This is a genomic window from Dokdonella soli, from assembly GCF_039523175.1.
GTDB lineage: Bacteria > Pseudomonadota > Gammaproteobacteria > Xanthomonadales > Rhodanobacteraceae > Dokdonella_A > Dokdonella_A soli.
On sequence record NZ_BAAAEU010000006.1, the window covers coordinates 424,841 to 448,786 of the forward strand.

25 protein-coding genes are annotated in these 23,946 nt (G+C 66.7%); 16 read left to right on the forward strand and 9 right to left on the reverse strand.

The genetic code is table 11. The features are described 5' to 3' along the window. Positions 1–192: 192 nt before the first annotated feature. A complete protein-coding gene (locus ABD002_RS07560) occupies positions 193–1,776 on the forward strand; it encodes a leucine-rich repeat domain-containing protein (protein WP_343788921.1) in 1,584 nt (527 codons plus the stop codon). A 121-nt stretch (positions 1,777–1,897) separates the two neighbouring features. On the opposite strand, the gene ABD002_RS07565 is transcribed toward ABD002_RS07560, so the two are convergent. From ABD002_RS07565 to ABD002_RS07580, 4 genes are all read right to left on the reverse strand, one after another. Further along, on the reverse strand, positions 1,898–2,758 hold the full coding sequence (locus tag ABD002_RS07565) for a pirin family protein (protein WP_343788923.1): 861 nt from the start codon (positions 2,756–2,758) through the stop codon (positions 1,898–1,900). A gap of 244 nt (positions 2,759–3,002) precedes the next feature. After that, the gene (locus ABD002_RS07570; protein ID WP_343788926.1) at positions 3,003–3,659 is read right to left on the reverse strand and encodes a YecA/YgfB family protein; all 657 of its coding nucleotides are present in this window, start codon (positions 3,657–3,659) and stop codon (positions 3,003–3,005) included. Continuing rightward, positions 3,649–4,422, reverse strand: coding sequence for an exodeoxyribonuclease III (xth, locus tag ABD002_RS07575; RefSeq protein WP_343788929.1), 774 nt, complete (start codon positions 4,420–4,422; stop codon positions 3,649–3,651). The genes ABD002_RS07570 and xth overlap by 11 nt, the downstream gene beginning before the upstream one ends. Positions 4,423–4,521: 99 nt before the next feature. Next, positions 4,522–6,582, reverse strand: a complete 2,061-nt coding sequence (locus ABD002_RS07580; RefSeq protein WP_343788932.1) for a M3 family metallopeptidase — start codon at positions 6,580–6,582, stop codon at positions 4,522–4,524. 253 nt (positions 6,583–6,835) lie between these two features. On the opposite strand from ABD002_RS07580, the gene ABD002_RS07585 reads away from it, so the two are divergent. Then, complete coding sequence (locus ABD002_RS07585; protein ID WP_343788935.1) at positions 6,836–7,378, forward strand: gamma carbonic anhydrase family protein; 543 nt, start codon at positions 6,836–6,838, stop codon at positions 7,376–7,378. A 1-nt stretch (position 7,379) separates the two neighbouring features. On the opposite strand, the gene ABD002_RS07590 is transcribed toward ABD002_RS07585, so the two are convergent. From ABD002_RS07590 to hemB, 3 genes are all read right to left on the reverse strand, one after another. Beyond that, the gene (locus ABD002_RS07590; protein WP_343788938.1) at positions 7,380–7,637 is read right to left on the reverse strand and encodes a YkgJ family cysteine cluster protein; all 258 of its coding nucleotides are present in this window, start codon (positions 7,635–7,637) and stop codon (positions 7,380–7,382) included. Between the two features lie 5 nt (positions 7,638–7,642). Further along, positions 7,643–8,482, reverse strand: coding sequence for a shikimate dehydrogenase (gene aroE / locus ABD002_RS07595; RefSeq protein WP_343789410.1), 840 nt, complete (start codon positions 8,480–8,482; stop codon positions 7,643–7,645). A gap of 129 nt (positions 8,483–8,611) precedes the next feature. Next, the gene (gene hemB / locus ABD002_RS07600; RefSeq protein ID WP_343788941.1) at positions 8,612–9,607 is read right to left on the reverse strand and encodes a porphobilinogen synthase; all 996 of its coding nucleotides are present in this window, start codon (positions 9,605–9,607) and stop codon (positions 8,612–8,614) included. 221 nt (positions 9,608–9,828) lie between these two features. On the opposite strand from hemB, the gene ABD002_RS07605 reads away from it, so the two are divergent. The 9 genes from ABD002_RS07605 to rpmG all read left to right on the forward strand — a co-directional run bounded on the left by ABD002_RS07605 (position 9,829) and on the right by rpmG (position 15,843). Beyond that, positions 9,829–10,287 (forward strand): SPFH domain-containing protein, encoded by a 459-nt coding sequence (locus ABD002_RS07605; protein ID WP_343788944.1) that lies wholly within the window; start codon positions 9,829–9,831, stop codon positions 10,285–10,287. Positions 10,288–10,396: 109 nt separating this feature from the next. Then, positions 10,397–11,047, forward strand: coding sequence for a 16S rRNA (guanine(527)-N(7))-methyltransferase RsmG (rsmG, locus tag ABD002_RS07610; RefSeq protein ID WP_343788946.1), 651 nt, complete (start codon positions 10,397–10,399; stop codon positions 11,045–11,047). 150 nt (positions 11,048–11,197) lie between these two features. Continuing rightward, the gene (locus tag ABD002_RS07615; protein ID WP_343788949.1) at positions 11,198–11,992 is read left to right on the forward strand and encodes a ParA family protein; all 795 of its coding nucleotides are present in this window, start codon (positions 11,198–11,200) and stop codon (positions 11,990–11,992) included. Between the two features lie 12 nt (positions 11,993–12,004). Next, positions 12,005–12,877, forward strand: a complete 873-nt coding sequence (locus tag ABD002_RS07620; RefSeq protein WP_343788952.1) for a ParB/RepB/Spo0J family partition protein — start codon at positions 12,005–12,007, stop codon at positions 12,875–12,877. 118 nt (positions 12,878–12,995) lie between these two features. Beyond that, positions 12,996–13,511, forward strand: coding sequence for a sigma-70 family RNA polymerase sigma factor (locus tag ABD002_RS07625; protein ID WP_343788955.1), 516 nt, complete (start codon positions 12,996–12,998; stop codon positions 13,509–13,511). Beyond that, the gene (locus tag ABD002_RS07630) at positions 13,498–14,229 is read left to right on the forward strand and encodes a DUF3379 family protein (RefSeq protein ID WP_343788958.1); all 732 of its coding nucleotides are present in this window, start codon (positions 13,498–13,500) and stop codon (positions 14,227–14,229) included. The genes ABD002_RS07625 and ABD002_RS07630 overlap by 14 nt, the downstream gene beginning before the upstream one ends. A gap of 187 nt (positions 14,230–14,416) precedes the next feature. After that, positions 14,417–15,133: a glycosyltransferase family 2 protein gene (locus ABD002_RS07635; protein ID WP_343788961.1), complete on the forward strand. Its 717-nt coding sequence runs from the start codon at positions 14,417–14,419 to the stop codon at positions 15,131–15,133. A 295-nt stretch (positions 15,134–15,428) separates the two neighbouring features. Continuing rightward, a complete protein-coding gene (gene rpmB / locus ABD002_RS07640) occupies positions 15,429–15,665 on the forward strand; it encodes a 50S ribosomal protein L28 (protein ID WP_343788964.1) in 237 nt (78 codons plus the stop codon). A 13-nt stretch (positions 15,666–15,678) separates the two neighbouring features. Next, the gene (gene rpmG / locus ABD002_RS07645) at positions 15,679–15,843 is read left to right on the forward strand and encodes a 50S ribosomal protein L33 (protein WP_343788967.1); all 165 of its coding nucleotides are present in this window, start codon (positions 15,679–15,681) and stop codon (positions 15,841–15,843) included. Positions 15,844–16,082: 239 nt separating this feature from the next. Here rpmG and ABD002_RS07650 read toward each other — a convergent pair whose 3' ends face one another. Next, positions 16,083–17,564 carry a hypothetical protein gene (locus ABD002_RS07650; RefSeq protein ID WP_343788971.1) on the reverse strand — a complete coding sequence of 494 codons (1,482 nt, stop codon included), beginning with the start codon at positions 17,562–17,564 and terminating at the stop codon, positions 16,083–16,085. Positions 17,565–17,825: 261 nt separating this feature from the next. Further along, on the reverse strand, positions 17,826–19,031 hold the full coding sequence (locus tag ABD002_RS07655; protein ID WP_343788974.1) for a DesA family fatty acid desaturase: 1,206 nt from the start codon (positions 19,029–19,031) through the stop codon (positions 17,826–17,828). 158 nt (positions 19,032–19,189) lie between these two features. Here ABD002_RS07655 and ABD002_RS07660 point away from each other — a divergent pair, with 158 nt between their 5' ends. From ABD002_RS07660 to mutM, 5 genes are all read left to right on the forward strand, one after another. After that, the gene (locus ABD002_RS07660; RefSeq protein WP_343788977.1) at positions 19,190–20,122 is read left to right on the forward strand and encodes an ABC transporter ATP-binding protein; all 933 of its coding nucleotides are present in this window, start codon (positions 19,190–19,192) and stop codon (positions 20,120–20,122) included. Then, the gene (locus ABD002_RS07665) at positions 20,119–20,880 is read left to right on the forward strand and encodes an ABC transporter permease subunit (RefSeq protein ID WP_343788980.1); all 762 of its coding nucleotides are present in this window, start codon (positions 20,119–20,121) and stop codon (positions 20,878–20,880) included. Before ABD002_RS07660 ends, ABD002_RS07665 begins: the two co-directional genes overlap by 4 nt. 142 nt (positions 20,881–21,022) lie before the next feature. Next, positions 21,023–22,390, forward strand: a complete 1,368-nt coding sequence (locus tag ABD002_RS07670) for a GldG family protein (protein ID WP_343788983.1) — start codon at positions 21,023–21,025, stop codon at positions 22,388–22,390. 1 nt (position 22,391) lies between these two features. Continuing rightward, a complete protein-coding gene (locus ABD002_RS07675) occupies positions 22,392–22,892 on the forward strand; it encodes a hypothetical protein (protein WP_343788986.1) in 501 nt (166 codons plus the stop codon). A 235-nt stretch (positions 22,893–23,127) separates the two neighbouring features. Continuing rightward, a complete protein-coding gene (mutM, locus tag ABD002_RS07680; protein ID WP_343788989.1) occupies positions 23,128–23,940 on the forward strand; it encodes a bifunctional DNA-formamidopyrimidine glycosylase/DNA-(apurinic or apyrimidinic site) lyase in 813 nt (270 codons plus the stop codon). Positions 23,941–23,946 lie beyond the last annotated feature (6 nt).

Consider the following 23,946-nt stretch of genomic DNA (forward strand, 5'->3'; position numbering starts at 1 on the left):
GCGTCGCATGGCGATGCACATCAGTCGAGTCAGTCACGCAGGAGACGATTCACCATGACAGTTTTCCATATATCCGTTGGCACCCATCGAACGGCGGGCCGATTCGCGCGACGCTGGTTCGCGCTCGCCGTGCCGCTCGCCTTCGTGGCGATCTCGTCGGCGCATGCCGCCATTCCGGTCGCGGAACGCGCGGTGCTGCTCGACCTCTACAACAGCGCGGGTGGCGCAAACTGGGCGAACGTCTGGAACCTGAACGATATAGGCAAGGAGTGCAATTGGAACGGAATCACCTGCGACGCCAGCGGCGTGACGATCGAGGGGATCAACCTCGATCTGAATAACCTGTCCGGAACCTTGCCCGCCTCGCTGAATCACCTGACCAACCTGGTCACTGTGAGCATGGTGGAAAACGTCAATCTCGCCGGCCCTATTCCACCGCTCACCGGGTTGACCCATCTGACATCCATCGCTCTGGCGCGCAGTGGATTTACCGGCAGCATTCCGTCGCTCGCTGGGTTGACCAGCCTGCAATCGGTCTTTTTCGGTTACAACCAGCTGAGCGGCCCGATTCCGACACTCGTCGGCCTTACCAATCTCAATTCGTTCGATGTCACCTATAACCACCTCAGCGGCAGCATTCCGTCCCTGACGGGGCTGACCAACCTGCAGGCTTTCCTGGTTACCAGCAACCAGCTTACGGGCTCCATTCCCGATCTCAGCGATCAAACCGGTCTGGAAATCGACGCCGACAACAATCTGTTCAGCGGCAGCCTGCCTTCGTCCCAGCAACTGGCGCATCTGTCTTCGCTGTTCGTTGAAGGCAACCGATTCAGTGGCCCCATTCCCGAACTCGCCGGCATCACCAGCCTGACCAACTTCGATGTCGCGCGCAATCAACTCAGCGGCGCCATCCCTGCGCTGACCGGAATGACGGCTCTGCAGAATATTTATGTCGCCTCCAATCAGCTCAGCGGCGCTATTCCGTCGCTGGCCGGGCTGACCAATCTGCGCACCTTCGTCGCCGATCACAATCAGCTCAGCGGCAGCATTCCGGCGTTCAATGGGCTGACGAATCTAAGCACCGTCTACCTCGATCACAACCAGCTGACTGGCCATATCCCATCGCTCACCGGGCTGACGATGCTGATGACCCTTCAGATGGACCACAACCAGCTGAGCGGCACCGTTCCCCCACTCACTGGACTGCGCTGGCTTGGCACCTTCTTAATCGGCGACAACAAGTTGCACGGACCAGCGCCTGCGGTGCCATCGCCGACCACGCTGATGCCTTTCGGCCAAGGCTCGTTGTGCCCCAACTATCTCGATCCGGTCGCCTCGACTGATTGGAACACCATCACTCAGGCGACGCCGTGGTATCAGGCCTGCACCGTGCAGCCCGTGCAGGCCATGACCTTGAGTCCAGCCGCGCTGTCGGTTGAAGTCGAAACGGCCGGCAGCAGCGCTTCGACGACGCTGACGATCGGCAATGCCGGTTCCGGTGATTTGCATTGGAGCCTGGCCACGGCCGGCAGCGACTGCACGGCGCCGGGCAGCGTTCCCTGGATCCAGTTCACGTCAGCGTCCAGCGGCACGACCGCCGCCGACACCGGCAGCCCGGTGACGCTGATGTTCGACGCGGGTACGCTCGTACGAGGCTTCTATTCCGCGAGCATCTGCGTGACCAGTGACGATCCCGTGCAGCCGCTAGTCCGCATTCCGGTGAACTTCGCTGTCGAGGAAACTGCCGATACGATCTTCAGCAACGGCTTCGACTGAGCCACGCCGTAACAAGAGCAGGATCGCCGGGCGGCGCCGCGTGGACGCAGCGCCGCTTTCAATCGTGGGCGGGCACGCTCAGCGATCCGAATCCACGCGGCGCGGATCAATCTGCGCCTGGTCAGAACCTGCCGGCCTGGTAGTCGCGGATCGCCTCGACGATCTGCTCCGGCGTGTTCATCACGAACGGACCGTATTTCGCGACCGGCTCGTTGAGCGGCTTGCCGGCGACGACGATCAGCCGCGTCGGCTCGTTGCCAGCTGCGATCAGCAATTCCTCGCCGTCGCGATCGAGCACAGCGAGCTCGCCGCGCGCGATGCGCTTCGCCGCATCCGCGGCACCGACCTCGGCGCTGCCTGCATAAACGTACGCAAAGGCGTTGTGACCGCCCGGCAGCGGTACGGAAAAGCGCGCGTCGGCATCGAGCTGGATATCGAAATACAGCGGTTCGACCGCGACGCCGCTGACCGGCCCTGTCGCCTCGCCGAGCCGCCCCGCGAGCACGCGCACCCGCACACCGGGCGCTGGCGTGATCTCCGGCACGCGCTCCGGCGCGATGTCCTGGTAGCGCGGCGCGCCCATCTTGTCGCCGGACGGCAGATTGACCCAGAGCTGGAAGCCCCACATCAGACCGTCTTCCTGCTCGGGCATCTCCGAATGCACGATGCCACGGCCGGCGGTCATCCATTGCACGCTGCCGGGCGTGAGCAAACCGGAATTGCCCTGGTTGTCGGCGTGGCGCATGCGCCCGGCGAGCATGTAGGTGACCGTTTCGAAGCCACGGTGCGGATGGCTCGGGAAGCCGCCGATGTAGTCGCCGGCCTGGTCCGAGCGGAACTCGTCGAGCATCAGGAACGGATCGAGCATGTCGAGGTCGCGCTGGCCGATCACGCGCGTGAGTTTCACGCCGGCGCCGTCCGAGGTCGGCTGGCCGCGGAACACGCGGGCGACGCGACGGCTGGTGGAAGCAGTGGCAGTCATGGGGATTCTCCAAACCGGGAATGCGCGCAACATGCGCGCGCGCAGGCGTGCGCACAAGCGCGTATCCGTGAACGGATTGGAGCGCCGGGACGAACGATGCGTCTGGAAATGTAGGAGCGGCTTCAGCCGCGATGCTGTTGGCGCGGTGAACACCATCCCCACCCAACCCTCCCCTTGAAGGGGAGGGCTTGAAGAGTGTCGCGGCTGACGCCGCTCCTACGACAGCATCGTCGACGCGATCGCCTCAGTGCACCCAGCGCCCACTCCGTCGCCGCGGCGGCATCGCGCCGCCTTCCGGTGCTGGCGCGTTGCGCTCGTCCGCGCTGAGCGGATGATCGCGCCAGTACTCGGCGACCGCGGCGACCGCGCCCGGAATCTGCGACAGGCATTCGTCGTAGTCCTCGTCGCCAAGCGGCGGAAACGCGGCGTCGCTTTCGAACACGCCGTCATCGATCGCGAGCGCAATGATCGGGCCGAGCAGTTCCATCAGTTCCGAATCGTGGCCGAGGCGGCCTTCCCAGACCGGCGCGCGCAGGTCGATGCCGCGCGAGAAACCCTCGCACCAGCCGCGAGCGGTGAACGCGGGTGGTCCCTCCTCGACATCGAGTTCGCCGAGGATCGGCTCGTAGGTGCCGGTTTCCAGCTCCGGCGCGATCGCATCGTTGAGACGTGCGAGCAGGGTCAGCACGCGCTCGCCCTCGCCGGTGTCCGCGAACGGCTCGTGCAGGATTTCCGGCAGCCATTCCTCGGGCTTGGCCGGCGCGGGACCGATCGCGAGCGCGGTCAGGAAGCCGTGCACGCCATCGAGCAGCAGGTCCTCGTCGCCCGAATGCGCGCGCAGGAACTGGTCCAGTTCCTCCAGTTCCTTGTCGTCCGGTGATACCAGCCAGTCAGCGGCCATTGTCGAGTTCCAGTACGGCGGGCGTGTGGTCCGAGGCGCGTTCCCAGGTGCGTGGTTCGCGGTCGATGGTCGCGGCCATGCACAACGGCCGCAGCGCCTCGGAAACCAGGACCAGGTCGATGCGCAGGCCGAGGTTGCGCCGGAACGCGGCCTGCCGGTAGTCCCACCAGCTGTAGTGTCCGCCGTCCTCGTTGAACAGGCGAAAACTGTCGGCGAGGCCGATGTCCTGCAGGCGTTTCAGCGCGTCGCGCTCCGGCGTCGAACACAGGATCTGCTCGTGCCACGCGGCCGGATCGTGCACGTCGCGATCGTCCGGCGCGATATTGAAATCGCCCATCACGACCAGGCGCGGATGGCGGCGGATCTCCTCGGCCAGATAGGCGGTGACCTTGGCCAGCCAGTCGAGCTTGTAGGCGTACTTCTCGCTGCCGACGGCCTGGCCGTTGACCACGTAGAGATTCACGACGCGCACATCGCCGACGGTCGCGCTGAGGATGCGCCGCTGCGGATCGTCGAAACCATCGATGCCGTGCCGGACATCGCTGATCGGCGCGCGCGAGAGGATCGCGACGCCGTTGTAGGTCTTCTGTCCCGAGTACGCGCAGCCGTAGCCGGCCGCCTCGAGCGCAGCGACCGGGAACTTCGCGTCCTCGAGCTTGGTTTCCTGCAACGCGAGCACATCCGGCTGCGCTTCCGCACACCAGCGTTCAACATGCGGCAGGCGCACGTTCAGCGAATTGACGTTCCACGAGGCGAGTTTCATCGGTGCATTCTAAAGCCCCTCTCCCATCGGGGAGAGGGGTAAGGGTTCGAAATCGCCGTGCCCTGCATCCTGCCTGGGCATTGGGGAAACCGCGCCGTCCTATGCGGCCAGCCCATAACTGCGCAGCAGCGCGTCCGGCTGCGGTTCGCGGCCGCGGAACTCGACGAAGCTCTCCAGTGCCGGCCGCGAACCGCCGACCGCGAGGATCGCCTTGCGATACGCCTCGCCGGTCAAGCGATCGAACACGCCGGTTTCCTCGAAGCGCCCGAACGCGTCGGCCGACAGCACTTCGGCCCACAGATAACTGTAGTAGCCCGCGCCGTATCCGCCCGCGAAGATGTGCGTGAACGCATGCGGGAAGCGCTGCCACGCGGGTGGGTGCAGCACGGCGACCTCGTCGCGGACCTCATTGAGGATCTCCAGCGCACGCGCGCCGCGTGCCGGATCGAACTCGCGATGCAGGCGGAAATCGAACAGCGCGAATTCGAGCTGGCGCACCAGGAACAGGCCGGCGTGGAAATGCCGTGCGGCCTGCATGCGCGCGAACAACTCATCCGGCAGGCGTTCGCCGCTCTGCCAGTGGCGCGCGAACAGATCGAGTGCCTCACGCTGCCAACCGAAGTTCTCCATGAACTGGCTCGGCAGTTCGACCGCATCCCATTCGACGCCGCTGATGCCGGCGACACCCGGATAGTCGACCTCGGTGAGCAAATGATGCAGGCCGTGGCCGAATTCGTGGAACAAGGTCAGCACGTCGTCGTGGGTCAGCAGCGACGGCGTCTGCGCAGTCGGCGGCGCGAAGTTGCAGGTCAGGAACGCGACCGGCAGCTGGGTGCCATTCTCGTGTCCGCTTCCGTCACGCACGAAACGGTTCACGCAGACATCCATCCACGCGCCGCCACGCTTGCCGCCGCGCGCGTAGAGGTCGACGTAGGCGCCGGCAAACACGGCACCGTTCGCATCGGCGAGGTCGTAGTAGCGCACATCCGGATGCCAGACGTCGACGCCCTCACGCTGCTTCAGCGATACCCCGAACACGCGCTGCGTGATCGCGAACAGGCCGGCGATCACCGGATCGAGCGCGAAGTACGGCTTCAGCTCTTCCTCATTCAGGGCGTACTTCTTTTCGCGCAGCTTCTCCGCGGCGTAGCCGATATCCCACGGTTGCAGCTCGGTAATGCCGAGTTCGTCCGCCGCGAATGCGCGCAGCTCAGCGAGTTCGCGTTCCGCGACCGGCTTCGCGCGCGCCGCGAGATCGCGCAGGAACGCAAACACCGCATCCGGCGAAGGCGCCATCTTGGTCGCCAGCGACTCCTCCGCGGCGTCGTGGAAACCAAGCAGCTGCGCCGCCTCGTGGCGCAACGCGAGGATCTTGTCGATACGCGCGGTGTTGTCGAACTCGCCCGCGTTCGGTCCCTGGTCCGAGGCGCGCGTCTGGTGCGCGCGATAGACGCGCTCGCGCAAGCTCCGGTCGTCCGCATAAGTCAGCACCGCCTGCACGCTCGGCTGCTTCAAGGTGACCAGCCAGCCATCGGCGTTCTTCTCCTGCGCGTACGCGCGCAGCACCGCGCGGCCGGATTCGGGAATGCCAGCGAGGTCGGATTCCTGCGCGATCGGCGCGCTCCACGCGTCGGTCGCGTCGAGCACCGCTTCCTCGAATTCGGTCGCAAGTTTTGCGAGCTCATTCGCGATCTCGCGAAAGCGCGAGCGCGCCGGCTCTTCGAGCGCGACACCGGAGAGCCTGAAGTCGCGCAGCTCGTGCTCGATCAGCGTGCGCGCCGCTCGCGGCAGCGTGATCGCCTCGGCGCGGTCCGCGACCGCTTTCACCGCCGCGTACAGCTCACGGTTCTGGCCGAGCTCGCTGGCGTGTTCGACGATCTTCTCCTGCGCGGCGGAGTACGCCTTGCGCAGTTCCTCGGAATCGGCGACGCCATGCAGGTGTGACACCGGCGCCCAGACCCGGTTCAGGCGATCCTCGAGGTCCTCGCCGAGCAGCACCACATTCGCGAAGTCGCGCGTCGCGTCGGATGCAAGCAAGGCATCGGTGCGCGCGCGGTAGTCGGCGAGCACTGCATCGACGGCAGGCTCGACGTGTTCGGGGCGGATCGCGGAAAAGCGCGGCAGGCCGGTGGTCGCGAGCAGCGGATTGTCGGTCGTCATGGCGGAAAGCGTGGGGATCGGCCCGACAACGTGGCGCGCAGCGCGCCCAAAATCAAGCACCTCGGATGTAGGGTCCAGTTCCCCGGCATGCGTCGACCCATCCGTCGCTGAGTATCGAATCACGAACCACGCGACGTCCGGAGGGTTCGCGCTTCGATACGCCCAAGGCACACCTTGTCCTGAGCCTGCCGAAGGATCAGGGCGAACGGTTCCGCCTGATGTCAGGCCACCGCAAATCCTCTACGCTCTCGCGATGAACATCCGCCCGTACCAAGGCATCACGCCGCGCCTCGGCGCAAATGTCTACATTGATCCTGCCGCGCACGTGATCGGCGACGTCGAGATCGGCGAGGACGCCTCGCTGTGGCCCTGCGTGGTCGCGCGCGGTGACGTGCACTTCATCCGCATCGGCGCGCGCACGAACGTGCAGGACGGCGCGGTGCTGCACGTGACCCATCCCGGCGAGTACACCGCCGATGGCTTTCCGCTGCGCATCGGCGCCGACGTGACGATCGGCCACGCCGCGGTCGTGCACGCCTGCACGATTGGCGACGCCTGCCTGATCGGCATGCACGCGACCGTGCTCGACGGCGTCGTCGTCAACCGGCACAGCATGATCGGCGCCGGCGCCGTGGTCACGCCGGGCAAGATCGTCGGCGAAGGCGAACTCTGGGTCGGCAATCCGGCGCGCTGCGTGCGCAAATTGTCCAGCGAGGAGATCGAGCGCCTGTACTACTCGGCGCACCACTACGTGAAGCTCAAGAACCGCTACGTCGCAGACGCGCTGACGCGCTGACTCAACGCGGTTGCGTCGCGACCTCGAGCGCCGAGAGCATCGTCAACGCATGTTCGCGGGCCACGCCACACATCGAGGCCGTAGGGCGCAGGCGCGCGCAGACGTCCGGACGCTCAGGCTGGCCGAAGATCGCGCAACGGTAGTCGTCCATCAGCTGCACACACGGAATTCCCGCCGGCTTGCCATGCGGCATGCCCGGAATCGGCGAGGAGATCGACGGCGCAATGCAGCAGGCACCGCAGCCGCGGCGGCAGTCCATCGTGGTCACTTCTTCGACGCCGCGACAAGCTGCGCGCGCAATTCGGCGTGCACCGGCGCGGTGTCCGGCCGCCGGCCGTGCCAGATCGCGAATGATTCGGCAGCTTGTTCGACGAGCATGCCGAGGCCGTCGCTGACATGGGACGCGCCGGTCGCGCGTGCCCAGTCCAGGAACGGCGAAGCGGCCTTGCCGTAGGACAAGTCGTAGCAGAAGGTCCGCGATGCGAGGCGATCGCACGGCAAATCAAACGCGGCGCCGGCATGGCCCGCGGCGGTCGCGTTGACGACCAGGTCGAAGCCATCTCCGATGGACAGTTCGGTCCACGCTCGTGCGGCTACGCGAGAAGGAGCATCGATCGCCGCAGCGAGCGTATCTGCGCGTTCGAACGTGCGATTCGCGATCACGAGTTCCGCGGCACCCGCGTCGATGAACGCAAATGCGGCGGCACGCGCCGCGCCGCCCGCGCCGAGCAGCAGGATGCGTTGATCACGCGGATCGAAGTCGTGATGTTCACGCAGATCGCGCAGCAGGCCGGCGCCATCGGTGCTGTCGCCGTGCCACATATCGCCGACGCGAAGCAGCGTGTTGACGCTGCCACATCGGCGCGCGCGTTCGCTGCATTCGGCACACAACGCCGCGGCATCCTCCTTGAGTGGCAGCGTCACATTCGCGCCGCGCCCGCCATTGCGCGCGAACGCGTCGAGCACCTGCACGAAATCCTCGCGGCCGGCTTCGATCGCGCGGTAGTCGAGTGCGATGCCAAACTGCGCAGCGAACAGCGTGTGGATGCGTGGCGACAGCGAGTGCGCGATCGGCTGACCGAAGACGGCGTAGCGGGAGTGCATGGTCACGACGTGGGTGCTGATTTCGTCATCCCGGCGAAAGCCGGGATCCAGTTCCTCGCGTTGAAACGAAGAAGACGCTGGATCCCGGCTTTCGCCGGGATGACGGCAGTGGGGGATTCGCTTCTTGCCTCACCGCTCATCACGCAGCCAGCGCGCGACGTCGAGTGCGAAGTAGGTCAGCACCGCGTCGGCGCCGGCGCGACGGATGCCGGTCAGCGCCTCGAGCACGCAGGCGCGCTCGTCGAGCCAGCCGTTCTGGAACGCCGCCTTCAGCATCGCGTACTCGCCGCTGACCTGGTACGCGAACGTCGGCACGCCGAAGCGTTCCTTCACGCGGCGCACGATGTCGAGGTACGGCATCGCCGGCTTGACCATGACCATGTCGGCGCCCTCGTCGAGGTCGAGCGCGATTTCGCGCAAGGCCTCGTCGGAGTTGGCCGGGTCCATCTGGTAGGTGTACTTGTTGCCTTTGCCGAGGTTGCCGGCGGAACCGAGTGCATCACGGAACGGGCCATAGAACGCCGAGGCGTATTTCGCGGAATAGGCGAGGATGCGCGTGTGGACGTGCCCGCCCGCTTCGAGTGCCGCACGGACCGCGCCGATGCGCCCGTCCATCATGTCCGATGGCGCGACGATGTCAGCGCCGGCCTCGGCGTGCGACACGGCCTGCTTGACCAGCGCCTCGACGGTGAGGTCGTTGACGACGTAGCCGGTCGCGTCGATCAGGCCGTCCTGGCCGTGCGTCGTGAACGGATCGAGCGCGACGTCGGTGATTACGCCGAGCTCCGGGATTTCCTGCTTCAGCGCGCGCACCGTGCGCTGCACGAGGCCGTCCGGATTCCAGGCCTCGCGCGCATCGAGTGATTTCGCCTCCGGCGGTGTGACCGGGAACAGCGCGAGCGCGGGAATTCCGAGCGCGTGCGCTTCGCCGGCGACATGCAGCAGTTCATCGATCGAGACGCGATCGACACCGGGCATCGACGGCACCGGTTCGCGTTCGCCGCGGCCTTCGCGCACGAACACCGGCAGGATCAGGTCGGCAGGGGTCAGATCGGTTTCGCGCATCAATGCACGCGAGAACGCATCGCGACGCATGCGGCGCAGGCGGGTGTGCGGGTACGACATAGGCCTCGATGGCGCCCGGAAAACCGCATTGTACCCGGCGGTCTTCGTGGGCTCCGCGCGGCGAGGCGCCGCAGTTTTCGGCGCGCCGGGGACGAACCCCACCATTGCATCGGTTGCACTGCAGCAACGAATTCTGTTAAGCAATCGTTAGTTTTACGCGAGCTAACATGATTATGTAGCGCTGCAGCTACCCCCGATAATTAGCTGTCGAGTAAAAGAAAATGTTGTCCCCGATCATCCTCGCGGCGCTGTGCGCCTTGGCTCTTCTCGTGATCGCCTCGGTGCGCCGCATTCCGGAGGGGCACGTCTACACATTCCGCCGCATGGACGGCCACGTGCGCATCGTCGGTTCGGGCACGCATCTGGTCATGCCGCTGATCGAGCGCATCGCGCACAAGATCAGCCTCGCGGGCGCGACGGTCGCGGTCGATGACCTGACCCGCGCCGACCAGTCGTTCCGTGCGGTCGTGTATTTCCAGGTGCTCGATCCGCAGCGCGCCGACTTGGTCATCGAGGATGTCGAAGGCTTGCTGCGCGTATCGACGCGCCGGCTGTTCGACTACGCGGTGCTGCCGGACGACCTCGAGGCACGCCGGGGCTGGCTGAAGCAGGCGCTGAATGCGGAACTGCAGGATCGCGGCCTGCTGATCGCACGCGTGGACCTCAGCGCGCTGGCTTGAGCCTCGGCCCACCGTTCGCCCTTCGATACTTCGGGGCGAACGCGGAGGGGTCGGTGGATTTCCGGAGCGCGCGCGCCGATACTGCGCGCCCCGTATCGTTGCGACCGCCATGGCTGACCGCGATCCGCTGCGGCAGCGCCTCTGCGCGGGTCTCGCAGCCCTTCATCTCGAACTTCCGGACGCCGCCATCGCGACGCTGCTCGCGTATGTCGAGCTGCTGCATCGCTGGAACGCGACCTACAACCTGAGCGCGGTGCGCGATCCGGCCGAGATGGTCACGCGGCATCTGCTCGATTCGCTGGCGATCGCGGCGCAGGTTCGCGGGGCGAGCCTGGCCGATCTCGGCACCGGTCCCGGCCTGCCCGGGGTGCCGCTCGCGATCATCGCTCCGGAACGGCAGGTCACCCTGGTCGACTCGAAGGGCAAGAAGACGCGCTTCCTGCGTGCGGCCGTGCGCGAGCTGGGCCTGAAGAACGTGCGAGTGCTCGAAAGCCGCGTCGAGGCGGTCGAAGGCACGTTCGATTGCATCACGGCGCGCGCATTCGCCAGCCTCGCCGACATGCTCGGCTGGGGCGGCCATCTGCTCGGCGCCAACGGGGTCTGGCTGGCGCTGAAGGGGCGCTTCCCGCAGGATGAGCTGGCTGGCGTGCCGGACGGATTCCACGTCGACGCGGTCGTGCCGCTCGTGGTACCGGGTTTGGACGCGGAGCGCCACGTCGTGGTAATCAAGCGCGTGGTCGCTCCACAAGCAAATGGTTGAACATCCTGTCCAACATTTGCTCGCCGAGTCCGGTACACGCCCGGATTCGGTTCCGTTGCGTCAGCCATGCATGGCTGACGCAAAGTGCACGCCATCCGTGGCGCGCAGAGTTCGCTCATACGGGATCAGGCAGGGGCTGGCGGTAGCACCATGACACGCATCATCGCGATTGCGAACCAGAAGGGCGGGGTCGGCAAGACCACGACCGCGGTCAATCTCGCCGCGGCGCTTGCCGAAACGCGGCGCAAGGTGCTGCTGGTCGATTTCGATCCGCAGGGCAACGCGACGATGGCCTCGGGCGTGGACAAGCGCACGACCAGGCCGAACGGCTGCGAGGTGTTGCTCGACGAGGCCCGCATCGAGGACGTGATCCAGCCGACCGAGGGCGGCTTCGATCTGTTGCCCGGCAGCGGCGACCTGACCGCGGCCGAACTCAAACTCATGGATTCGCTCGCGCGCGAGTCGCGCCTCAAGGAGCAGCTCGCCAAGCTCGGCGACCGCTACCAGACGATCCTGATCGACTGCCCGCCGACCCTGCACCTGCTGACGATCAACGCGTTGACCGCGGCGCACGGCGTGCTGATCCCAGTGCAGTGCGAATATTTCGCACTGGAAGGCCTGTCCAGCCTGCTCGACACGATCAAGGCGGTGCGCCTGCGCCTGAATCCGCACCTTGAGGTCGAAGGCCTGCTGCGCACGATGTACGACGTGCGCAACAACCTCGGCAACGAGGTTTCGCTGCAGCTGACCAAGCATTTCGGCGACAAGGTGTTTCGCTCGATCATCCCGCGCAACATCCGCCTCGCCGAGGCGCCGAGCCATGGCAAGCCGATCAATCTGTACGACCGCGAGTCGCGCGGTGCGATTGCGTATCTTGGCCTCGCCGGCGAAATGCTGCGGCGCGAACGTACGCCGGCCATCGCCAGCGCGACCCACACGAACTAGGAATTCTCGAGCATGGCAGCCAAGAAACGCGGACTCGGCCTCGGGCGCGGCCTCGACGCGCTGCTCGGCGGCGGCGACATGCCGGCCGCCGCACAGGACACCGAAGGCGAGCTGCGCATGCTCGATGTGGGCCTGATCCAGCCCGGCAAGTACCAGCCGCGCCACACGATCGATCCGGAGCATCTGGAGGAACTCGCGGCCTCGATCCGCGCGCAGGGCTTGATCCAGCCGGTCGTGGTGCGTGCGATCGGCCGCGATCGTTACGAACTGATCGCCGGCGAACGCCGCTGGCGCGCCGCGCAGAAAGCCGGCCTCAGCGAGATTCCGGCGCTCGTGAAAGTGGTGCCGGACCAGGCCGCCGTCGCGATGGCGCTGATCGAGAACATCCAGCGCGAGGACCTCTCGCCGCTCGAGGAAGCGCAGGCGCTGGCGCGCCTGATCGACGAGTTCGAGCTGACCCACCAGCAGACCGCGGACGCGGTCGGCCGCTCGCGCGCCGCGGTCTCGAATCTGCTGCGCCTGCTGGAGCTGCCCGAGGAGATCAAGCGCCTGCTTGACCAACGCAAGCTCGACATGGGCCATGCGCGCGCGCTGGCGACGCTGCCCGAGCGCAGCGCCATCGCGCTCGCGCTCGCGGCTGCGGAAAAAGGCTGGTCGGTGCGCGAGCTCGAGGAGGCCGTGCGCCGCGCCGAGACCGGCGCCGCGCCCAAACCCGCGAAGGCCGCCGTGAAACAGGATCCAAACATCGCCGCGCTGGAGCGCGACCTCGCCGAAAAGCTCGCCACCCGTGTCAATGTCGCGCATGCGCGCAATGGCCGCGGCAAGCTGGTGATCCACTACCATAGCCTCGACGAGCTCGACGGGATCCTCGAACGCATCCGCTGAGCCGCGATCCCGCTCGGTCCCATCGAATCGGAATCCAATCCGTGCATCGTTCGAGAATGGACGTCCGCGCATGACGGAAGATGCAAGCGAACGCGGTAAATCCCGGTCTGTTCCTGGTGTGAGCAATCGCCAGCAGCAGTTCGAGGCCCTCGTGCGCGCGCATTCCGGCGAGCTGTACCGTTACGCCTATTGGCTCTGCAGCCAGGACGCGCTGGCGCAGGACCTGGTCCAGGAAACCTTCCTGCGCGCCTGGCGCTCCCTCGACACGCTGCGCGAGAACGTTGCCGCGAAGGCGTGGCTGGCGACGATCCTGCGCCGCGAGCACGCCCGCCTGTACGAACGCAAACCTATGCCAACCACCGATATCAGCGACCTCGATCCTGTCGACAGCGCACCCGGCCCCGAACACCTGGGCGAGGACGCGGTGCTGCGCGCCGCGATCGCGAAGCTCGATGCGAAATACCGCGAGCCGCTGGTGCTGCAGGTACTCGGCGGCTTTTCCTGCACCGAGATCGCGAACCAGCTCGGCCTCAGCGAGGCTGCGGTGATGACCCAGGTGTTCCGCGCGCGCCAGAAACTCAAGGCGCTGCTCGACGGCGGCGGCAAGGAGGCGGAGCTGTATGGACTGCCTTGAGTTCCGCCGCCTGCTCGGCAGCGACCCGCGCGTGACCGACCGCGCCGCGCGCGAGCATCTGGATGCCTGCCCGTTCTGCGCGGATGCCCATGCCCGCGCGCAGGCGTTCGAGAGCCGTCTGTCGAACGCGCTGGCCGTGCCGATTCCGGATGGCCTTGCCGACCGCATCCTGCTCGCGCAACTGACCGGCACGCGCCAGCGTGAGCGTACCAACCGGCGCCGCACCGCCTGGATCGCGCTCGCAGCGGTCGCATGCATGGCGCTCGCGATCGGCGTCGTCCGCTACGAACGCGCGCCGCCGGCCACGCTGGCCGACCTCGTCGTGCAGCACATCAACGGCGAGGAGCGTGACGCGCTACAGCTCACCGCCGCCGTGCCCGCTGCAGAGGTCGAGCGCGCATTCGCCGATCGCGGCGTCCATCTTGTCTCCGTCCCGCGCGACGTCAGCTACGTCAGCGAGTGCCCGGTCGGCGCCTACCGCACCGTGCACATGGTCATGCCGGAAAATGGCGCACCGGTCAGCGTGGTCTATGTCGTCGACCACCGCATCGCGGACGACAGGGATTTCCGTCGCGATGCCATGGTCGGCCGCGAAATCCCGATTGCGAACGGCACGCTGGTGCTCGCGGCGCAAAGCGCGGATCGTTTCGATGCGATCGAGCACACCTGGCGCGACGCGATCGAGGGGCGTCCGCAGATCGCCGCCGGCAGTCGCTGAGCTCCGGAACCGTTCGCGCTGATCCTTCGACCCTTCGACCCTTCGATACCTCAGGACTCGGGACTCAGGACGGGGCACGCCTCCGGCGTATCGAGGCGTGAACGACAATCGCGAGCATGCGGACTCACGATGCCGCTGCGACAATCGGCGATAATGCGCGCCTTCCGTGTAAGGCTCGCCCAGCGTCATGCCCGAACTGTCCGTCGTCGTGCCCGTGTTCAACGAGCAGGGCAACATCCCGCCGCTGCTCGCCGAGATCGCCGCCGCGCTGCGCGGGCGCGCCGATTTCGAGATCGTCTACGTCGACGACGCCAGCAAGGATGACTCGCTCAAGGTGCTGGCGGCCGCGAAGGCGACCTATCCGGAACTGCGTGTGATCCGGCACCTCGCGCAGAGCGGGCAGAGCACCGCGATCCGCAACGGCGTCAAGGCCGCGCGCGGCGCGTGGATCGCGACGCTCGACGGTGACGGCCAGAACGATCCGGCCGACATCCCGAAGCTGATCGCGATGCGCGACGAATCGCCGGCCCTCATCAAGCTCTATGCCGGCTGGCGCGTGAACCGCAAGGACAGTGGCAGCAAGCGCTGGGCCTCCAAGTGGGCCAATGCGATCCGCTCGCGCCTGTTGCGCGACGACACGCCGGATACCGGCTGCGGCATCAAGTTGTTCGAGCGCGCCGCGTTCCTCGATCTGCCGTATTTCGACCACATGCACCGCTACCTGCCCGCGCTGATGCAGCGCGCCGGCTGGCGGGTCAAGAGCGTGCCGGTCAACCACCGACCGCGCGGCACCGGCACCTCGAAGTACAACAACCTCAATCGCGCGCTGGTCGGGATTACCGACCTGAGGGGTGTGGGCTGGCTGATCAAGCGCTCCAAGCGGACGATGACCGAGGAGCTCTGACTCGTCGTCTGGGGGCTGCCGGAAGGTGCAAGGCCCACGGTCCGCCATGGCGCCAAGACATCGCGCCTTTCACGTTCCCGCATAAAAATTCGCCGCCCCACTTGCCGCAAGCCCCTGATTCCGCTATAAAGCGCGGCTCGCTTCGCCGTTCGTAGCCCGTTTCGGGCACGCGGATCCCGGTATGCGGTCCGCCCGCGTCGTCCGGCCTAGCGTTTCCAGCATCGCATGGCGCATCGCCGCCGCTGGGCCGCCACCGTCCTGGCCAAGGACGGAAACGATATCGAAGAGGTTCGCAATGGCCAGAATCTGCCAGGTCACCGGAAAGGGAGCGCTTTCCGGCAACAATGTTTCCCACGCCAACAACAAGACGCGGCGCCGCTGGCTGCCGAACCTTCACGAGCGCCGTTTCTGGGTGCCGAGCGAGAACCGCTGGGTGTCCCTGCGCGTGTCCAGCCACGGGCTGCGCACGATCGACAAGAAGGGCATCGAAGTCGTCGTCGCCGAGCTGCGCAAGCGCGGCGAGAAGATCTGAGGAGAACTGAACCATGGCATCCAAGCGCGACAAGATCCGTCTGATCTCCTCGGCCGGCACCGGTCACTTCTACACGACCGACAAGAACAAGAAGAACACGCCGGACAAGATGGAGGTCAAGAAATACGACCCCGTCGTGCGCAAGCACGTGGCGTACAAGGAAGGCAAGATCAAGTGATCCGCGCGTAGCGCTGATCGCCCGGCGAAAGCCGGATCGAGACGAAAGAGCCCGCCAAGTGCGGGCTTTTTCGTTTCTACGATGACGTCGCTCTGCGAGCAAGCAGATGAGGGATTGGTTGCATGGGCGGCCTTCTTCGCGCGTCGACTGCAAGGAGACGGCGGACCATCCGCTCCGCCGTCTCCCCGCCCGCTCGGCCGCGACGTATCAATTCCCTCGATACGCCGTCCATGAACCGACTAGCGGTCATCGGCATCCCGCCCTGCAGAAGCCGGCACGGCCGGATGCACGGGCACCAGCGCACCTTGCAGCACCCACGCACGCTGGCTGGGCGCGAAACGCGGTGCCAGCAGGCCATCGTTGATTTCGCGGGTCACCGCGAAGCGCTTGAACTGCGTTGCCGGGATGAACAGCCGCTCGTTGTTGGGGAATCCATCGCTGGCTGTATCGACATCGCCCTCGGGAGCCGAGATCACGCCATCGCCGTTGGCGTCCACCCGCTTCACCTCGGCCGCATAGGCATCGAACAGCCGCTGCGGGAAGGTCACGCCGGGTTCGAACGAGGCAACGCGTTCGTAGACATCGAGGAAGATCTCGTTGGCCAGGCCGCTCGGGATGAAGCGCTGGCGGAACTCGCGTTGGGTGTCATCGGTCCCGTCGAACTTGTCGGCATCGCGCGGTCCCGCCCCCTGCAGGACGCCTGCGGTGTTCGGGTCGTCTCCGTAGTGGACCGCATCGTTCTTCACGCCCGACGGGCCGGAGCCGGGTATGAGCGACGAGAGCGCGCCGATCTTCCCCGCCTCGAATGTTCCCGCGATGCCGCCGGTGAATGGCAGTTCGTAGAGCGGATGGATCCAGTCGGTCTGGTAGTTGAATTCCCAATACGCGTGGCAATCCATCTGCTGCAGGCAGTTGTAGGCGCCCATGCTCAACTGGATCGGCACGACATTGGTCTGCACGTCCGGGAAATGATCGTGTGCACTGGGCAGATGAACCGCCTTGCCATCCACGGTGAAGGTCGCGCCCGGCACGTTGTGGCCGCTGCCACTTTTCTTCAACGCCTCGGCATCCGCCGCCAGCAGCTTGCCGAACTGCGCGTGGCCGTCCGGGCGCGGCGGCGCCACGGCCGGCACGGTCAGGTCGTGGATCATCCATCCCTCGTACCAGCCGCTCTCGTTGTTGATCACGAACAACCCCGAGATGTCGGTGAAGATGTCGATGAAGGCGCGTACGTTATTCGGATCGGTCGGCAGGCCCGGCTTGGGCTCCAGCGCCACGCGCACCGCCCCGATTGCGGGCAGGCCACAGTTGCCGCCCGTCGCCGTGAGCATGGCCTTGTCGTTGACGCCGGCGAACTGCGCGGTGAACGGATTCGGCTCGAAACCGTGCGTGTCGAGCAGGTAGTACTGAAACAGCTGGCTCGGGCTGTCGGCCTCCGCGTAGATCTGCAACGGCAGATAGGTGTGCGGCCTGTCCGCGAGCCGTTCCAGCGCGTCCTGCAGGTGGTCGGGAAGATGCTTAATGTCGCCGCGTTCGCTGACAGTCTCGACGTCCTCCTTCGCCTGTGGATTGGGATGACAAGGTGCGGGTGGCTGCTCGGCGCGTGCGGCGGCGGCGGCGAGCAGGGCAGCGCTGAATGCGCTGAATGCGCTGAATGTGAGGGTATGCCTGAGTTGTGCGGCCTTCCGACCTTGGTTGGCAGGTCGTGCAAAGCATTTCATCGCGACGTCCTCCATAGTTGCACCGCCCTTCCGTCCCAGGACCCCGGGGCAGAAATTGGCGGCAAGACATAGGTGTCGCCCAGCGCACGCAAGGGTTGCTGGAACGTGCGACATGACGAACGCGCGCTGGCGTGGAAATTGCCCACTTCGACGCGATCGCAGGAAGAGGGGCCGCGGGTTGCTTGATCGAGCGGCGCTCTCGAACGCAAAAAAAAGCCCGCCGAGCGGCGGGCCTTTTCATTCAACGCGGAAAACCAGCAGTCAGACGCGCTCGCCAGCGAGGCGATAGCCCTTCAAGCGTGCCGCGAACTCGGCCAAGGTGCGGATGCCGGTCGCCTCGGCCTCGTGGCACCACTCCTTGAGCGCGTCGAGCATGCCCTCGGCGTTGCGGCCGTTGCGTTCGGTCAGCGCGGCTAAGCGCGCGCGGAATTCGCAGACCGTGCGCAGCTGCGGGTGTTTCTCGGTGAACGCGACCATGCGCTCGCGCGAGGCCGCGTCGAGCCAGCGGCCGCCGTTGCCGAGCGCACGGCGCAGCTTGCGCGGCAGTTCCTTGATGCCGGCGCCGGCGTTCGCGGCTTCGTCGCGCAAGGTCGGCGCGATCACGCCGCGGAAGTAGTCGCTCATCACATGGAAGCGGTGCGCGAGCACGGCCTTGACCGTGTCCGTGTCCGGCAGGTGCATGTTCGGGCGCACGTCGAGGCTCGGCGCGACGCGCAGTACCTTGGCCAGGCCGACCGTCTCGAACATGCGGATCGCGGCCCAGCCGATATCGAACTCGAACTTGCGCAGCGCGAACTTCGAGGAGCTCGGGAACGCGTGGTGGTTGTTGTGCAGTTCCTCGCCGCCGAGCCAGATGCCCCACGGGGTCAGGTTGGTCGCGGTGTCGGCGGTCTCGAAGTTGCGGTAGCCCCACCAGTGGCCGAGGCCGTTGACGACGCCGGCGGCCCAGAACGGGATCCAGATCATCTGCAGCGCCCACATCGCGATGCCGACCACGCCGAACAGCAGCATGTTGACGACCAGCAGCAGCGCGACGCCGAGCACCGAGTGCGGCGTATACAGCTTGCGCTCGATCCAGTCGTCCGGCGTGCCGACGCCGTATTTGTCCATGTCGGCGCGGTTGAGGCTGGCGATGCGATACAGGTCCACGCCATCGAACAGCACCTTGTTGAGGCCGGCGATCTGCGGGCTGTGCGGATCTTCCTCGGTCTCGCACTTGGCGTGGTGCTTGCGATGGATCGCCACGTATTCCTTGGTGTTGATGCCGGTCGAGAACCACGACCAGAACCGGAAGAAATGCGCGAGGATCGGATGGAACTCGACGCCCCGATGCGACTGGCTGCGGTGCAGGTACAGCGTCATCGTGAAGATCGTGAGCTGGGTGACGACCAGCATGAACACGATCCAGCCGCCCCAGGACGCTTGGGTCAGCCCGCGTGAAACGAAGGAAAGCACGGTATCGAACATGGAATGTGGCGGTGTGGCCAGAGAGTCGAAGGGGTGACTATACCCGTCCCGGTATGGGGCTGCCATCGACGTTGTCAAGCTTTGCCGCACTGCCTGCAGCAGGCCGGAGCGTTGCGCCGCTTGCCCGCGAGGCCCCGGAACCGGAACAATCACGGTTCGTGAACGCGCCCGTCACACTCAGCCTCGACCACGTCAGCCGCCGCCTCGCCGGACGCACGGTCGTGCACGACCTGAACCTGAACGTCGCGCGCGGCGAAGTGCTCGGCCTGCTCGGCGTCAACGGCGCCGGCAAGACCACCACGCTGCGCATGATCGCAGGCGTACTCGCGCCGAGTGCGGGCGCGGTGCGCCTCGGCGGCGCGGACCTGTACGAACAGCCCGAACTCGCGCGCCGCCGCATCGGCTACCTGCCGGAGACGCCGCCGCTGCACGCGGAGCTGACGACCGCGGAGTTCCTGCGCTTCTGCGCGCGCCTGCATGGGCTTGCGCGCGGAGCGGTCCCTGCGGCAATCGACCGCACCCTGGAACGCTGCGCCCTCGGTGACGTGCGTCATCGGCCGATGGCGGCCCTGTCCAAGGGATTCCGCCAGCGTGTTGGCCTCGCCCAGGCGATCCTGCACGACCCCGAGCTGATCGTGCTCGACGAACCGGCCTCGGGCCTGGACCCGGTGCAGGCGCTGAAGCTGCGCGAGATCGTACGCGGGCTTGGCGAAGATCACGCGGTGGTGCTCTCGACGCACGTGCTGCCGGACGTGTCCGCTTGCTGCGATCGCGTCGCGATCCTGCACCAGGGCGAACTGCGCCATGTCGGCGCGACGCATGCGCAGGTCGACCAAGGCGCGGTCCGCGTCGGCGTCGGCAAAGCGCTGCAGGTGGACGACTGGCTGGCGCTGCCGATGGTCATCGCCGCGGCTCCGATCGACGCGACGCATTGGCGCGTGCAGCTGAACGCGAACGCCACAGTCGACGCGTTCGCCGGTGCGGTTGTCGCGCGCGGTTTCGGTTTGCAGGAACTGCGTGCCGACAGCCTCGCGCTGGAACAGACCTTTCTCGCGATCGCGGCCAGCGACGCACCGGCGCAAGCCGCGTGAGCGCCACCTTCCTGATCACGCGCCACGAATGGCGGCGCCTCGTCGTGCAGCCGTTCGCGTGGACACTGGCCGCGGTCGTGGTCGCGCTGGTCGCCTGGCAGTTCCTGCTCGCGCTGCAGGGGTTTCTCGATCTGGCGCCGAAACTCGGCGGCCTCAAGGATGCGCCCGGCGTGACCGACCTCGTCGCGATCCCGCTGCTGCGCAGCTTCGGCAACCTGCTGGTGCTGCTGGTGCCGCTGGTCACGATGCGGGCGTTCGCCGGTGAACGTCGCGCGCAGACGCTGCCCCTGCTGCTCGCGAGCGGCGCCGGCAATGTGCGCATCGTGCTCGGCAAATATCTCGGTGCGCTCGGTTTCGTGTTCGTGCTGATCGCGCTGGTGGTGCTGATGCCAATCACGCTCGGCTTCGGCACCGCACTCGATCTCGGCAAGATCGCGGCCGCCACGCTCGGCCTCGCGCTGTTCGCGGCCGCGCTGACCGCGATCGGTCTGGTCTGTTCGGCCTGGGCGGTGCAGCCGGCGCTGGCCGCGGCCGCCGCGCTCGCGCTCACGAGCCTGCTCGCGGTCGTCGATGCCGGTGCGCGCCTGCAGGGCATCAGCAACAGCGGCATCAACTATCTCGCGTTGCCGACGCATCTGGAGCCGTTCTTTCGCGGCCTCGTCGGCGGCGTCGACATCGTGTATTTCCTGCTGATCGTCGGCGTTGCGCTCGCGCTCGCGACGCGGCAGCTGGACGCATTGCGCACGAGACCCGACTAGTGGCCTGCAATGACCATTTCGAAAGCGGCTCGCTTGGTCTCGTGGCGCAGGGCTTGTCCCTCACTCGGCCCACAGCGCCGCCATGGGCCTCACTCCGGGCCGGCGCCCCGCACCCCGATCCCTACGCGATCCATCATCCCCAATGAGCATGGCAGGCCACCTGCGCGAGCGCCTCAGCAATGCGATCCACGCGCTGCTCGTGGTCCTGATCGCGGTCGCGATCGCATTCCTGAGCACGCGTTTCGGCTTCGTGCAGGATTGGAGCCGCACGCACAGCGCGAGCCTGGGCGCTGAGTCGGTCGCGCTGCTGAAGTCGCTGGATGCGCCGATCGAGGTGGTCAGCTACGCGCGCAAGCAGGGTGGCCTGCGCGCGGTGATCGCGGATTTCGTCGACCGCTACCGGCGCGTCAAGCCCGACCTGTCCCTGCGTTTCGTCGACCCGGACGCGGATCCGAACGCGATGCGTGCGGCCGGCGTGACGGTCGATGGCGAACTCGCGGTCCGCTACAAGGAACGCAGCGAGCGCCTCAAGGTGTTGAGCGAAGCCGAGTTCTCGAACGCGCTGCTGCGCCTGTCGCGCACGCGCGAGCGCATCGTTGCGTTCCTGGAGGGCGAGGGCGAGCGCCAGCCGCTCGGCAAGGCGAATGCGGATCTCGGCCAGTTCGTCGCCACGCTCGCCGATCGCGGTCTGCGTGCGGTGCCGCTGCCGCTCGCGAACACCGGCAAGGTGCCCGAGAACGCCGATCTCGTGGTCATCGCGAACCCGCAGGTGAAAGTTCCGGCGGCGGTCGCTGCCGAACTCGTCGATTACGTCGATCGTGGCGGCGCCCTGCTCTGGCTGATCGAGCCCGGCGAGAACACTGGGTTCGACGATCTCGCCAACACACTGGGCATCCGCGTGCTGCCGGGCACCGTCGTCGACGGCAGCGGCCAAGCGTTCGGGTTGGGCGATCCAAGCTTCGTCGCGGTCGACCACTACCCGAAGCACGCCATCACGCAGGACTTCGCGCTCACCACGCTGTTCCCGCAGCCGGCCGCGATCGCGCAGCTCGCCGGCACGCGCTGGGCCATGCAATCGATCCTGCGCTCCAGCGCGAAATCGTGGAACGAGACCGGCCATATTCCGAAGGCCGGTGAAGCCGGCGACACGATCCGCCAGGACGCGGACGCCGGCGAGATCGCCGGTCCGCTCGACCTCGGCTTCGCGTTGACGCGCGTATCGCCGCGGCCCGACAAGCACGAGCAGCGTGTCGCGGTGATCGGCGACGGCGATTTCCTCTCGAACAGTTTTCTCGGCAACGGCGGCAATCGCGAATTCGGTCAGCGCGTGTTCGACTGGCTGCTCGGCGACGACGCGCAGATTGCGGTCGCGGACAAGAGCGCGCCGGATCGCGAGCTGAAGCTCTCGCAGGCCGCGCTGACCGCGCTCGCGGTCGCGTTCCTCATCGCGCTGCCGCTGCTGCTCGCCGGCAGCGGCGCGTTGATCTGGTGGCGTCGTCGCCGGCGCTGAGATGAAACGCCGCACGCGCACCCTGGTGTTCCTGCTCGCGGCGGTCGCGCTGCTCGGTGCGGCAGTGTTCGCGGAAATCCGGCGCGAGCAGACGCTCGCGTTCGATCCGCTGACCACGATCGACCTGGCGGCCGTGCGCTCGCTCGCGGTGACCTGCAATGCCTGCAAACCGCGCCGTTTCGACAAGGTCGACGGGCATTGGCAGATGCGCGAGCCGTTCGCGCGTGCGGCCGACGATGCCGCGGTCGACAGGCTCGCCGCGATCGCGCATGCGCCGGTGCGCTTCCGGCATGCCGCCGGTGAGCTCGAGGCGTCGAAGCTCGGCCTCGATCCCCCGCAGGCGACGCTGACGCTGGACGGCACGACCTTGAAATTCGGCACCACCGATGCGATCCATGGCGATCGCTATGTTGAAGTCGGCGGCTTGATTGCGCTGGTGCCGGATCGCTTCAGTGCAAGGTTGTTCGCGGCGCCGGAGAACGAGCTGGCGAAGCCCAAATGAACGCGATCGCGATGACTCCCTCTCCCCCAACGACGTTGTCGTTGGGGGAGAGGGTTGGGGTGAGGGGGTGGGGCGCCATCAATGTGCACCGTAGGTCGCGTGCCGACGCCTTGTACGAAGTGCGTCTTGTACATTCTGGCTCGGCGATTCACTGCGGCCCTCGCCCCCTCACCCAACCCTCTCCCCCGCGCGAGAGCGTGGGGGAGAGGGCTTGCACTTCGTCGTAGCGCCGACCATGCCCGAGCTCCCCGAAGTCGAAACCACGCGCCGCGGCCTGGCGCCGCATCTGGTCGGCCGCACCGTCGTCGCGCTCCACATCCGCCAGCCGCGTTTGCGTTGGCCGATCCCGCGCGAACTGCGCACCCAGCTGCCCGGGCAGCGCATCGAGGCGATCGAGCGCCGCGCGAAATACCTGCTCGTGCATACCGAACCCGGCAGCGCGTTGCTGCACCTCGGCATGTCGGGCTCTCTGCGCGTGCTGCCGGCGGCGACGCCGATCGGCGTGCACGACCATGTCGACTGGCGCCTCGATTCCGGTCGCGTATTGCGCTACACCGATCCGCGCCGTTTCGGCTGCCAGCTCTGGCAACCGCGTGGCGAGGTGCATCCGCTGCTCGCGGGGCTCGGACCTGAACCTTTGTCGGACGACTTCGACGGCGACCTGCTGTGGACGCGCTCGCGTGGTCGCGCCGCGGCGGTGAAGGTATTCCTGATGGACCAGGCGATCGTGGTCGGTGTCGGCAACATCTACGCGAGCGAGGCGCTGTTCGCGGCCGGCATCCACCCCAAGCGCGCGGCGGGTTCGATCTCGCGCACGCGCTACGCGCGCCTCGCCAACGAGGTGAAACGCATCCTCGCCTACGCGATCACACGCGGCGGCACGACCCTGCGCGATTTCATCAGCCCCGACGGCCTGCCCGGCTATTTCGAGCAGGAATTGTTCGTCTACGGCCGCGAAGGTGAACCGTGCAAAGTGTGCGGCACACTGATCCGTGCAATCGTGCTCGGCCAGCGCTCGACCTACTACTGCCCGCGTTGCCAGCGTTGACGAAGA